The 12,537-nt window shown below is 31.0% G+C and carries 13 protein-coding genes; 8 read left to right on the plus strand and 5 right to left on the minus strand.

Going from position 1 to position 12,537, the window contains the following annotated elements; all coding sequences use genetic code 11:
- Positions 1-116: 116 nt before the first annotated feature.
- Entirely contained in the window at positions 117-284 is a 168-nt protein-coding gene (locus ABGB03_RS01845; protein WP_347924362.1) for a DUF5522 domain-containing protein, read from the minus strand.
- A 48-nt stretch (positions 285-332) separates the two neighbouring features.
- On the opposite strand from ABGB03_RS01845, the gene ABGB03_RS01850 reads away from it, so the two are divergent.
- The 4 genes from ABGB03_RS01850 to hemL are packed head-to-tail and all read left to right on the plus strand — an operon-like array spanning position 333 to position 3,660.
- Positions 333-671 carry a hypothetical protein gene (locus ABGB03_RS01850; RefSeq protein WP_347924363.1) on the plus strand — a complete coding sequence of 113 codons (339 nt, stop codon included), beginning with the start codon at positions 333-335 and terminating at the stop codon, positions 669-671.
- Positions 661-1,575 carry a pyridoxal-phosphate dependent enzyme gene (locus ABGB03_RS01855; RefSeq protein ID WP_347924364.1) on the plus strand — a complete coding sequence of 305 codons (915 nt, stop codon included), beginning with the start codon at positions 661-663 and terminating at the stop codon, positions 1,573-1,575. The genes ABGB03_RS01850 and ABGB03_RS01855 overlap by 11 nt, the downstream gene beginning before the upstream one ends.
- Positions 1,568-2,374: a glucosaminidase domain-containing protein gene (locus ABGB03_RS01860; RefSeq protein WP_347924365.1), complete on the plus strand. Its 807-nt coding sequence runs from the start codon at positions 1,568-1,570 to the stop codon at positions 2,372-2,374. The genes ABGB03_RS01855 and ABGB03_RS01860 overlap by 8 nt, the downstream gene beginning before the upstream one ends.
- Positions 2,374-3,660, plus strand: coding sequence for a glutamate-1-semialdehyde 2,1-aminomutase (gene hemL, locus ABGB03_RS01865; protein WP_347924366.1), 1,287 nt, complete (start codon positions 2,374-2,376; stop codon positions 3,658-3,660). The genes ABGB03_RS01860 and hemL overlap by 1 nt, the downstream gene beginning before the upstream one ends.
- 54 nt (positions 3,661-3,714) lie before the next feature.
- Here hemL and ABGB03_RS01870 read toward each other — a convergent pair whose 3' ends face one another.
- On the minus strand, positions 3,715-4,191 hold the full coding sequence (locus ABGB03_RS01870) for a hypothetical protein (RefSeq protein WP_347924368.1): 477 nt from the start codon (positions 4,189-4,191) through the stop codon (positions 3,715-3,717).
- Positions 4,192-4,265: 74 nt separating this feature from the next.
- The gene (locus tag ABGB03_RS01875) at positions 4,266-5,780 is read right to left on the minus strand and encodes a hypothetical protein (protein WP_347924370.1); all 1,515 of its coding nucleotides are present in this window, start codon (positions 5,778-5,780) and stop codon (positions 4,266-4,268) included.
- A 150-nt stretch (positions 5,781-5,930) separates the two neighbouring features.
- Here ABGB03_RS01875 and yiaA point away from each other — a divergent pair, with 150 nt between their 5' ends.
- Positions 5,931-6,410: an inner membrane protein YiaA gene (yiaA, locus tag ABGB03_RS01880; RefSeq protein ID WP_347924372.1), complete on the plus strand. Its 480-nt coding sequence runs from the start codon at positions 5,931-5,933 to the stop codon at positions 6,408-6,410.
- Positions 6,411-6,534: 124 nt separating this feature from the next.
- On the opposite strand, the gene ABGB03_RS01885 is transcribed toward yiaA, so the two are convergent.
- Both ABGB03_RS01885 and ABGB03_RS01890 read right to left on the minus strand, forming a co-directional pair.
- Positions 6,535-9,000, minus strand: coding sequence for a zinc-dependent metalloprotease (locus ABGB03_RS01885; protein WP_347924373.1), 2,466 nt, complete (start codon positions 8,998-9,000; stop codon positions 6,535-6,537).
- Between the two features lie 130 nt (positions 9,001-9,130).
- The gene (locus ABGB03_RS01890) at positions 9,131-10,120 is read right to left on the minus strand and encodes a hypothetical protein (protein WP_347924375.1); all 990 of its coding nucleotides are present in this window, start codon (positions 10,118-10,120) and stop codon (positions 9,131-9,133) included.
- A gap of 191 nt (positions 10,121-10,311) precedes the next feature.
- Here ABGB03_RS01890 and ABGB03_RS01895 point away from each other — a divergent pair, with 191 nt between their 5' ends.
- The 3 genes from ABGB03_RS01895 (at position 10,312) to ABGB03_RS01905 (ending at position 12,519) form a co-directional block, all read left to right on the plus strand.
- A complete protein-coding gene (locus tag ABGB03_RS01895) occupies positions 10,312-11,190 on the plus strand; it encodes an alpha/beta fold hydrolase (RefSeq protein ID WP_347924376.1) in 879 nt (292 codons plus the stop codon).
- A complete protein-coding gene (locus ABGB03_RS01900) occupies positions 11,150-11,974 on the plus strand; it encodes an alpha/beta fold hydrolase (protein ID WP_347924377.1) in 825 nt (274 codons plus the stop codon). The genes ABGB03_RS01895 and ABGB03_RS01900 overlap by 41 nt, the downstream gene beginning before the upstream one ends.
- A 149-nt stretch (positions 11,975-12,123) precedes the next feature.
- Positions 12,124-12,519 (plus strand): hypothetical protein, encoded by a 396-nt coding sequence (locus tag ABGB03_RS01905; protein ID WP_347924379.1) that lies wholly within the window; start codon positions 12,124-12,126, stop codon positions 12,517-12,519.
- Positions 12,520-12,537 lie beyond the last annotated feature (18 nt).

Below are 12,537 nucleotides of genomic sequence, written 5' to 3' on the forward strand. Positions count from 1 at the left end.
TTATTGATAGAATATTTTAAATTTAAATAGACTATCAATACTAAGGATAACGAATATCAATACGATGATGTGTATTTGAAACTTTTATTTTATATGTCATTAAATAAGTATCCAAACTACAATTTTTTTGTGGTATTAGTTTTGTTATCAAAACCATAAGGACAATGTCTACAACCGCTTTCGCAACAATATCCTCTTTTTAAAAGGTATTGCTCGGTAAAGCAACGATAACCTTCAGGAGTTAAATAGTAATCTCCTTCTTCAATTGGGACAAACTCCTTCATAAGTCACAAAGATAATGTAAATTTGATTGATTTTTTATTGTAACATATATGATTTTAATCTCTAAATTCTTAGTTCCAAAAGGATACACTGGACTCACAATTTATCCTTTTGTGTTTTTAAAATACCGAAGATTAAAGACAGATGTGATTTTAATTAATCATGAGCGTATCCATTTACGGCAACAATTAGAATTATTAGTAGTGCCTTTTTATCTTATGTATTTAGTTGAATTTTTGATTAGATTAATACAATATAGAGACTGGAAAACTGCTTATAGGAATATTTCTTTTGAGAGAGAATGCTACTTAAACGAAACAAATTTAGGCTATTTAAAAAATAGAAAACCTTGGACTTTTTTAAAGTATATTAGTGCCAATGAATTTTAAATTTCAGGATAGTATTAATCAAAAGATTGAATTACCAGAAGAACTTAATATTGAGCTCTATATTAAGAGAGAAGATAAAATTCACCCATTTATTTCTGGGAATAAATATCGAAAACTAAAATACAATCTACAAGAGGCTCAAAAGTTTGGGTGTGACTCTTTGCTTACTTTTGGAGGTGCTTACTCAAATCATATTGTAGCAGTTGCAGCAGCTGGAAAAGAATTTGGTTTTAAGACTATAGGAGTGATAAGAGGTGAGGAGTTGTTTAATAAAATTAATGAAAATCCAACATTGCGGTTTGCTAAATCTCAAGGTATGCAACTCAAGTTTGTTTCTAGAAGTGCTTATCGTGATAAAGAAAGTAATAGTTTTTTAAAGACTCTAAAAGAGGAGTTTGGTATTTTTTATTTAGTACCCGAAGGAGGTACAAACCAACTAGCAGTTAAGGGTTGTGAGGAAATATTAGTAGCTGAAGATGAGAAATTTGATTATATCTGTTCCGCAGTTGGCACAGGAGGAACAATTTCAGGGCTTATAAATACATCTAAATCATATCAAGAAGTTTTAGGATTTCCAGCCTTAAAAGGTGATTTTTTGTCAACCAATATTAGTAAATTTGTAACCAACAATAATTGGCAATTAATTACCGATTTTCATTTTGGAGGTTATGCTAAAGTGAATAGGGAATTGATTGAGTTTATAAATCAGTTTAAACAAGAATATAACATTCCATTAGATCCTGTTTATACTGGAAAGCTCATGTTTGGCGTTATTAAAATGATTGAGGCTAATTATTTTGAAAAACATTCTAAAATATTAGTAATTCATACTGGCGGTTTACAAGGCATTAAAGGCATGAATAAAAGATTAAAAGAAAAAGAATTACCATTAATTAATGAATAGAATAGTATTAATATTCGCTCTAAGTATTCTTATAGTTAGCTGCGGATCTAGAAAAAAATCGGCTAGAACCGTAGATACTAGAATTAATAAGACAGATACAAGACCTACTTCAACAAAAGAAGTTGTTACTGAGTCAGAAACTGAAGAAATAAAGAAGTCTCCAGTAATTAAATCTACTAACGATTACATTGCTTTTTATAAAGATATTGCTGTTTCCGAAATGAAACAATATGGTATTCCAGCAAGTATTACATTGGCCCAAGGTATTCTAGAATCAGGTTCTGGAAGAGGGCGTTTAGCTGTTAAAGCAAACAATCATTTTGGAATAAAATGTCATGATTGGAAAGGAGCAAAAATCTATCATGATGATGATGAAGCTCAAGAATGTTTTAGAAAGTATAAAAATGCTGACAAATCTTTTAGAGATCATTCGGAGTTTTTAGCCAAACGTGAACGATATGCTAAATTATTTAAGTTAGATAAAGACGACTATAAGGGTTGGGCAAGAGAATTGAGACGCGCAGGTTATGCAACCGATAGAAAGTATCCAGAAAAACTCATTAGCCTTATAGAGCGTTATGAGTTATATAAATTTGATGATAAACCTTCAAAACCGCATCGAAAAAAGGAGCAAGAGTATATAGTTGCTACCTATACTGTGGTGAAAGGAGACACATTGTATTCAATATCAAAAAAACACAATATAACAGTTAAAGAACTTAAAACACTTAATGGTTTGTCAGGAACAGACTTGAGTGTTGGTCAAGTTTTAAATATACAATCCAAAGAAAAAAATTAATGATTTATAAGCGTAGTAGTGCGTTGTTTGCAGAAGCAGAAAAAGTAATTCCAGGAGGTGTAAATTCACCAGTAAGAGCATTTAAAGCTGTTGGAGGAACTCCAATTTTTGTAAAAGAAGCTAAAGGAGCTTATTTATATGATGAAGATGGTAATCGATTAATTGATTATATAAACTCTTGGGGACCAATGTTATTGGGTCATGCTTTTGAGCCAGTTGTAAAAGCAGTAGTAGATAAGGCTAAAAAAGGAACGTCTTTTGGAATGCCTACAGAAATCGAAACTAAAATAGCAGAACTTGCTGTGTCAATGGTTCCAAATATTGACAAAATACGATTCGTAAATTCTGGTACCGAAGCTTGTATGAGTGCTATTAGATTAGCTAGAGGTTATACAGGTAAAGATAAAATTATCAAGTTTGCTGGTTGTTATCATGGACATAGTGACTCTTTTTTAATTCAGGCTGGTAGTGGTGCAGTAACATTTGGAACGCCAAATAGTCCAGGAGTTACAGAAGGTACAGCTAAAGACACTTTGTTAGCAAGGTATAATGATATTGAAAATGTTGAGAAACTTATAGAGGCTAATAAAGATAATATTTCCTGTATTATTTTAGAGCCAGTTGCAGGAAATATGGGTTGTATTCCGCCAAAAGATGGTTTTTTACAATCGCTTAGAAGTTTATGTGATGCTCATAATGTTTTATTGATTTTTGATGAGGTAATGACAGGATTCCGTTTAGCAAAAGGAGGTGCCCAAGAATTATTTGGAATAGCTGCGGATATTGTTTGTTTTGGAAAAGTAATTGGAGGTGGTTTACCAGTAGGAGCATTTGCTGCGCGTAACGAAATAATGAATTATTTAGCGCCATTAGGTCCTGTTTATCAAGCTGGAACTTTAAGTGGCAATCCACTTGCTATGGCTGCAGGTTTAGCGATGTTGACTACAATTAATTCTGATAAGGAATTGTTTAATCGTTTGGAGGAAAAAACAGCATATCTTCATAATGGAATTGCCAAAGTATTATCAAATGCTAATATTGAGCATACGATTAATAGAGTTGGATCGATGATTTCGGTTCATTTTTCTTCGGAAGAGGTTACAGACTTTGATACATCTACTTTAGGAAATAATGATAGATTTAAGTGCTTTTTTCATGGACTTTTAAATGAAGGTGTTTATATAGCACCAAGTGCTTTTGAAACGTGGTTTATTACAGATGCTTTAAGCTATCAGGATTTAGATGATACAATAGAAGCGGTAGAAAAAGTAGCAAGAAATTTATAATAAAAAAAAGCATTGCTTTAAGCAATGCTTTTTCTAACTAACCAATCAAATAAACTAAGATTTTCTTAATCTTTGTTTTTGCTTTCCACGTTGTTTATGTTGTTTACGTTGTGCGGTTTTTTTATGCTTAACACTTTTTTCTAATTTTTCAAATTGCTCTTTAGAAAGTATAGATTTCATTTGTTTTTTCTGAGCTATTTGCTTGTCTAATCGTTCATTCATCATGCTGTAGCGATTCTCTTTTGATGGTTTTTCACCATTTTCTCTCATTTTTTTTAACGCTTCCATTTTTGATTGACGCTCTTTAGCGTTAGCTAAATTAATCTTATAGACTTCTTTTTGTTGCGCTTCGGTTAAATCTAAATATAAAGTCATTTTTTTTGTTTGAAGCGTTGCAACTTCTTCTGGACTTAAGTCTTTTAGAGTTTGTGGACGTTCTTTTCTATCTTCTTTTCGATGTTCTCTTTGTCTTTCTTGTGCTATGCCTTGTAAGCTTACAAGTGCTATAGCAATTACAATTAATCTTTTCATTTGCTTTTATTATTGATGTTATACTGTTAAGACCTAAATAGTATTTAAAGGTTTAATAGAGGTTTTATTTTTAACTATGTATTAACAGAATGAGATAATGATATGATGTTTAAAGTTGTTGGATAAAGCTTTTTATTATCAATTTTGCTTTTTAGCCATGAGTAAAAACTCATTACAAAAATATCTTCTTGTTCTGGTTTTATCCATTCAAAAGAAGATTTTATCTTCTCTTTAAATGCATACCCAGAAATAATTTCGGGGTTTTTATAATAAGATTCAACAAGTAAAAGATAAGTTATTGCTCGATCTTGTTTAATACTCTTTAAGTATTTGAAATGTGATCTTTTAAAACTTGCAATCCTAGATTCTACTAATTCGATATTGTTAAGTTCAATATGGAGTAGTATTTCTATTAAGTTCTTTTTTATAACCCATTCTATTCCTGCTTTTTTTGTATACCATAAATCTGTGTGGTAAAGTTTAGAAAGAATCCCATGAGCTTTTTTGAAATCATCAACTTGAAAGTAAAATGTTATTAAACTAAGATTGATATTTAATAGTGATTCAATATCTGAATGATTCTCATTTACGATTGATTCAAGTGTCTTAATAGCAAGTTTTTGTTTATTAGAATAGTTTAAATTTAAGGCCAATAATAAGTTGTATTTTAACTTAAAATTATTGTAATGTTTACCTTTTTTTTCCTGCATTAATAAATGCATTTGCTGTAAAAAATCTATTGACTTACTAAATTTCTTATTTCTAAACAAGGTGTTAGCTATTATATAAACAACATGTATGTGGTAATATAATTGCTTGTGTTTGTGTTTGTGAAGTAGTATAGGTCTATATGTGTTTAATAAAAAAGGTTCAATGTTTAAATAATCATTAGTTACAAAAGCAGAAATACTAAATATACTCATTAATTGATATAAAGACTTAAATGATAAAGACTCATTAATATCAATATTATGCTCTTTAAGGGTATTATTTAAAATACTTTGAAAATCGATTACTTCTCCTTGGAAACTAATTTCATTAAGAATTTGCCTGATTTTTGCGTAAACAATGTTTAATTGATTCTCTAAATGATGATTTTTTTCGTTTTCTTGAAATTTTGAAATTAGATCATCAATGTTTAGCTCTTTATAAGAATAACTATATTGAATTTGGGTATGATAAATTTCACTTAGTAAGGCGAATAAATAATGCTCACTTGCCAGATTTTCTGCTTTATTTAAAATGTTATAGGCAACTCTGTATTGTCCTTGTTGTAAAAATGTTCTCGATGCCAAAATATATTTAATTATTTGCATATCTATCGAGTTCTCTTCTTCTAAATTTGTATTAGCAACATAATCTATTAGAGATCTATACAGTCTTTTTCTTAAAGCATGATATGCATTAAGCTTGTTGATATTGTAAAGTTTGAAACAGATTTCTTTTGAGGAGAATTCATTTTTGACTAAAAGTTTAAATAACTGAATATTTTTAGAATCATTACGCTTATTCTTTTTTTCTAAATAAGTAATGAAACGTTGTTGTTCTTCAGTTGTTAAATCTAAAACTATATCATTTATATTGTTCATTATATCGTCAGTATATAATTTAAAAATACATTAAATAAAAGTATAAAATAGTATTTAGTATAGAATATATCGTCAGTTATATGATAATTTTAATTTTTAAAACTATTTCTTGTTTTGCATTTTTGACCTGTAATCATAAAACAAAAAAACATGGATTATCAAACAACGGTTTCGGTTGACGAAACATTAGAAACAAAAGAAAAGAAAGTGAAAGTATTTGACCAAAAGCCTACGGCTGCTTTTATTGGTGCTTCTTGGACAGCATTATTAGTTGCTGTAACCTCATACTGCATAGGTTTATGGAATGCAGATATGCAGCTTAATGAAAAGGGGTATTATTTTACCATACTACTTTTCGGATTATTTTCAGTTGTCTCTTTGCAAAAAGCAGTCAGAGATAAGTTAGAAGGAATACCAGTAACAGAAATTTATTATAGTTTAAGTTGGTTTTCAACGGCTGCTGCAGTTGTTCTGTTGGTTATTGGTTTATGGAATGCAGATTTATTATTAAGTGAAAAAGGCTTTTATGGGATATCCTTTTTGCTAAGTATTTTTTCAGCCATTGCTGTGCAAAAAAATACTAGAGATATATATTATATTGATCGTGAAAAAGACGATAATAAGGAGTGATTTTTAGTTTAAAACTCAAGATATTGGACAAGCGAAATTTTGTTTGGTGATGAGTTGGCGTTAACTAAAAAGCCTCTAAGTATTTTACTTAGAGGCTTTTATTCTTTTTTTTTTGGAAATGTAATTATTTAGGATCTAAAATAGCATCGATACGCTCTACAATATCTTGTAAATGGTATCTTGTTAAGGTATTTCCTCTATTAACTCCATTTTGAGCCATTCGTTTAATTCTGTTTAACTCACCACGAACAACTGGAAGAATATCTGATTGCTTTACAGTTACTGTGCCTCTAAAACCAGTTACATCTTTAGATTCCATAAGTGTTGCCAATCTTTCAACATGTGCACGCTGTAGATTTCTTCTGTAAGTATCAATATTTCTTCCTGTTCTTACCTCAGACCAAATTCCATTTCGTAAATCAGTCATCATAGATGTTAAGCTGTAAGCCTCGGAACCATTAAGCGTTTCATTGTCAATCATACGCATCATTCTAGTAAGGTTTAAAACATTATTCAAAGTTCTTGCTTGAATACCTCTAATACGTTCAGTAACACCATTAAACTCAGTTTTTTTAATGATAGCTTCATCTATTAACCAAGTAGGTGTTTTAAATAATTCTTCATTTAAAAATTCTAAACAGTTTTCTTGGTGCTCTTTGTCAACATTAACAAATACATCTCCAGGTTGATCGGCAGTTTTTGTGTATTTATACACACCACCAATATTAGTAGTTACGTGACCCATGTAGCGATTATATTGTGATACAACATGTCCATACATTTCAGATAAATCGCCAAATGTTTCCCCATCTTTTGTAGTCCATTCAATTAAGTTAGGAACAATGCGCTTTAAGTTAGCTATTCCGTAAGCACTAGCTTTAATAGCATCGTCACCTAAATCTTCAGTTTGAGCTGAAGGATCGATTCCGTTTTGTTGTCCAAAACGATACATTGGATCGTCTGCATGGTCTAAAATCCATTTATCTAAAATTTCTTTTTCATCATATGCAGTTTTCGCATCTAAAATTGGACGATATCCCCATTTAATTGCGTGTTTGTCATATACACCAATATTTGGCATCAATGCAACACCTTCATCTCCTGGTTGTGCTACATAATTAAAACGTGCATAATCCATAATAGATGGTGCAGTGCCATATTTTTGAGTAAAAGCAGCGTCACGTAAATCATCAACTTTATAAGCGCTACTACTACCCATGTTATGTGGCAATCCTAAAGTATGTCCTACTTCGTGAGACGATACAAATTTGATTAGTTCACCCATAACTTCGTCTTTAAATCCTACCATTTGGGCTTCTGGATTAATAGCTGCAGTTTGAACAAAGAACCACCCTTGTAATAGACTCATTACATTATGATACCAGTTAATGTCAGATTCTAAAATTTCTCCAGAACGAGGATCACTTACATGAGGTCCATTTGCATTTGGAATTGGAGATGCTAAATAGCGAACCACAGAGTAACGCACATCTTCAGGAGACCATTCTGGATCTTCTTCTGCAGTTGGTGGGTCTTTAGCAATAATAGCATTTTTAAACCCAGCTGCTTCAAAAGCTATTTGCCAATCGTTAATACCTTGTTTTATGTATTTACGCCATTTCACTGGAGTAGCTCTGTCTATATAATAAACGATTTGTTTTTTAGGTTCAACTAACTCTCCTCGCTTAAATTTTGCGATATCTTCTTCCTTTACTTCAAGTCTCCAACGATCAAGATATCTTACCATTTTACTTTTTTGATCTTCAAGACCATAATCTACTTGACCGCGAGCAAACCAGCCAACACGCTCATCATAATGACGACGCTTCATAGGTTCTTTTGGTAATAATACCATTGAGTTACTCATTTCTACAGATACTGTTCCAGTAGAGCTATTTGAAGGAGCCGCATTAGCAATGTAAGTTTTTACGTGTCTAGCCTCAATATTAAGAGGGTAACTTTTTACACTTTCAATAAACGATTTTTTTGTGTCTAACCTACTAATTTTATAACTGGTTCTTAAATAACCAGGAAGTCCTAGTGCTTTTACGTCCGAACTGTATAACTCAGTTACATCTATAACTGTAGCAGTTTTGTCATTATTGAATGCTTGTATTGGAAATGTGTATAAAACAGGCTCAAAATTTGAGTTTACCACAGCTTCATGAACTGGTAAATCCTCATCTGCAACAATGTTATGTGATACTACTCGAACAATTATTTGTTTGTCTTTTTTCTGCCAACGTAATACTTGTGTATTGGCTTTTTGACCCCCAAAGTTTCTGTTGTTAGAAGTGTTTTTTGCAATTCTCGTCACAACTAACATTTCTCTTCCTAGAAGTGAATCAGGAATTTCATAAAGGTATTTATCATCAATTTTATGGACTTTAAAAAGACCTTCGTCAGTTTTGGCATCTTTAGTTACTACCTTATTATAAGGTTGAATATCGCCTTTCTTTGGTTTTGGCGCTGCTTTTTTTGCTGCTGCTGCTTTTTTTGCAGCTTCAGCTTCGGCTGCTTTTTTTGATGTGTTACATGAAGATATAATTAGCGTTAAGGCTAATAGTAACACTTTAATAGAATGTTTCAAATTAACTAGTTTTTTGGTTTAGTACGTGAAAATAGGAAATACTAAACAAACGGCTCTTTTTTGTTAAAAAAAATTAATATTTATTTAACTTAAATGAGTGAGTGTTAAAAACGAGCTTTATAAAAGTTAATTATTCTAAAGAATCTAAATACTCTTGTATTAAATTATAACCTTCAGAATGAATCATGGTTGTGCCTATAAGTGGCATGCTAGTTCCAGGAAAATAATAACTCATTCTAGCAGAAATGCTAAATCGTCTTTGAAATATATTAGTGTCATTAAAGTCAGTTTCAAAAGCTAAATCTAAAGTCGATTGAAATTCACAAAACCCACCTGGTGTGTGGCAATGAGCACAGTTTATATCAAAATATGCACGTGAGCGTTCTTCTAAACTGTAGTTTACATCATCTTCCCAATTAGGTAAAACTTCTATTTCACCTAGAGAAGGAGCGTCTGTTAAGTAACCTTTATCAATAAAACTTTGCAATTGATTAACACCATCAATATCAAAATTCATGGTGCGTAATTTTGGACCTATTGGCGTAACATCATTACTATTACTATGGCATTTTGTACAGTCATTTGCCCCAGGTACAACATAGTTTATCTCAACGTCTTCACCTTCTTCATTGACAAAGTCTACTTTTACTTGATGCTCATTAGTATCTAAATAAGCTTCAGTTTGTTCTTCGTTCCAAACGTAGTTCCCAATTGTCCATTCGGTTTCTTCTTTAATTAGCACACGAGTTTCTATAATTTGCTGTGCCGAGTTTAGGTCGGTTTCGTCTAAATTGTAATAAAATGTTTTTGCAATCAAAGTTCCTGTTGGGAATATTGGAAACCCATCATCTTCATACTGTAAAGTTGCACCTTCTGGTAGTCCAATAATTCTTAGTTTATGAGCATAATCGGTAAACAATTGAGTGTTTAATTCATACTTAAACATATTGGAGTTTATGGTTAGGGTATTTAAATCTCCTACAAATAAATTTAATTGAGAGAGGTTTGGTAAAAATTGAGCAACAATAGGATCATCTTGTAATACAACATAATCATCAGAATCATTTAAACATGACGTAAAAAGAGATGATACCACTAAAGCAATTATAAGGCGTTTCATTAATTTGGGTTTTAATAATTGTTGCTGAAAGTAGTAAAAAAGTCTCAAAGCATTTTAAAAAAACCGATATGTTGTCATTATTTTCTATGAATTCACTCTGCTAAGAAGAAAGCTATTTTTATTCTTGAATAAGAAATACGTCAATAATGAGATAGATTGAAATTTCATATATTGTATAGAAATTATTAAAAATGCCTTATTGGTTGCAAATTATTTTGATTGTTGCTGTTACTTATATTGTAATTAGTATTGCCTTATATTATTTGCAAGATTATATGTTGTTTAAACCAGAAAAACTGAGTGAAGATTTTAAGTTTGCTTACGAAAATCAAGACACAAAAGAATACTATTTAGAAACCAGAGATGGAGCAAAAATTAATGGTTTATTGTTTAAGAGTAAAAATCAACCTAAAGGTATTGTATTATATCTAAAAGGAAATTCAAAAAGTATTAAGGGTTGGGGCAAATTTGCTGTAGACTTTACAAGACATGACTATAGTGTGTTTATGGTCGATTATAGAGGCTTTGGAAAAAGTACAGGACGACGTTCGCAAAAAGCTATTAAGCGAGATTTACAAGAAGTGTATAATAAATTAAAGGAGCGAACTCCAGAGGAGCATATTATTTTATATGGTCGCTCACTAGGTTCAGGTTTTGCGGCAAAGTTAGCATCCATTAATAATCCTAGACTTTTAATTTTGGATGCACCTTATTATAGTTTAACTAAGGTTACTGGACGCTATATGCCTTTTATGCCTTTATCATTGTTAATGAAATATCCATTGCCAACCTACAAATGGTTAAAATATGTACAATGTCCAATACATATCATTCATGGCACACATGATAAGTTAATACCTTACAAGTCTAGTGTTAAGTTATCTCAGGTTAATGCTAAGCGAACTAAATTGCATACTGTGATAGGCGGAGGACATAAAAACTTAAATAATTATGAGTCTTACCATAAAATGATTGAAGAAATTATAAATTCAAAACCTGTAGAAATCGATTTTTCAACAACAAGTATTAATGTTATACACACGTCCAAAAAATCTAAAACGAAAGCTTAAAAAACTCGCTTTAACTCTGCTAGGGCTTTATATTATTGTTGGAGCAATACTTTATATATTGCAAGAGAAGTTTTTGTTTTTACCAGAAACGCTAACTCAAGATTATATCTACGAATTGACTTATGAATATGATGAGTATTTTCTAGATACACCAAATGAAGGTGTTATAAATACGTTACACATAAAGGCAAACAACCCAAAAGGAGCAATATTGTATTTTCATGGTAATGCAGGAAATTTAAAACGCTGGGGAAAGATTGTTGAGTATTTTGTGACTATGGGATATGATATATATGTCATGGATTATAGAACTTATGGAAAAAGTAAAGGAGTGTTGAGTGAGCAAGCACTATATGATGATGCGCAAGTATGCTATAATCATTTAAAACAGTTTTGGGCAGAAGACAACATTATTGTTTATGGTCGATCTTTAGGAGGAGCTATGGCAACAAAAATGGCATCCTTAAATAACCCTAAAAAAGTAATTTTAGAAGCCCCTTTTTATAGTATAGCCGATGTTGCTAAAAAACGATTTCCAATTTTTCCTGCAAATAGCTTACTTAAATATAAGTTGCCAAATAACGAACATATTAAAAATGTAAAATGTTCAATTTCTATTATCCATGGAACTGATGACTATGTTGTACCATTCTCAAGCGGAAAAAAATTGTATGAGGTTTCACCTAAAGGCAAAACAACTTTAACAGTTATAGAAAATGGTGGTCATAATAATTTAAATGAGTTTGATAAATACCACCAACTTATCAATGAAATTCTGAAATAGCTGTCTTAAAAAATTAACATTTCAAGTCACGAATCTTAAAAAATCACTAAAAAGAGTTTAAATGTGTTAAACATTTCTAAACACTCGTAACATTTAGGTTTTTGTAGCGTCAATAGAGGTATAAAACAAAACAAAAAACCAAAAATATTATGAACCGATTAATTTTATTACTTGTAGCATTTATAGCGTTTAATGCTAATGCAATCTCTGGAGAGATTCCTATTGATACTAAAAAAAATTATAAAACGTTAAAAGAAATAAACCTTGAAATTGCACTTTTTGAAAGCGATATTAATCTAAGCCTTTTTGAAGTCTATGAAATAGAAGAAGAAGTGCATTTCGATTTTGATCCAAAACAATATTTACCTGAAGATTTTAACCCATTAGAAGGGAAAAACGATATTGACTGGTCAAGCATTGAATTAGTAGAAGTAGAGGAAGAAGTGGAACTAGAGTTCGATACTAGTAAATATCTACCTAGTGGCTTTAATCCATATAAAGGTATAAACTGTGAAAAAGAAGATGTAGTAGTGTGTCTTTATTAATTTTTGCCAAAGAGTATT

Origin of the sequence: Pontimicrobium sp. SW4 (genome assembly GCF_039954625.1) — a bacterium.
Lineage (GTDB): Bacteria > Bacteroidota > Bacteroidia > Flavobacteriales > Flavobacteriaceae > Pontimicrobium.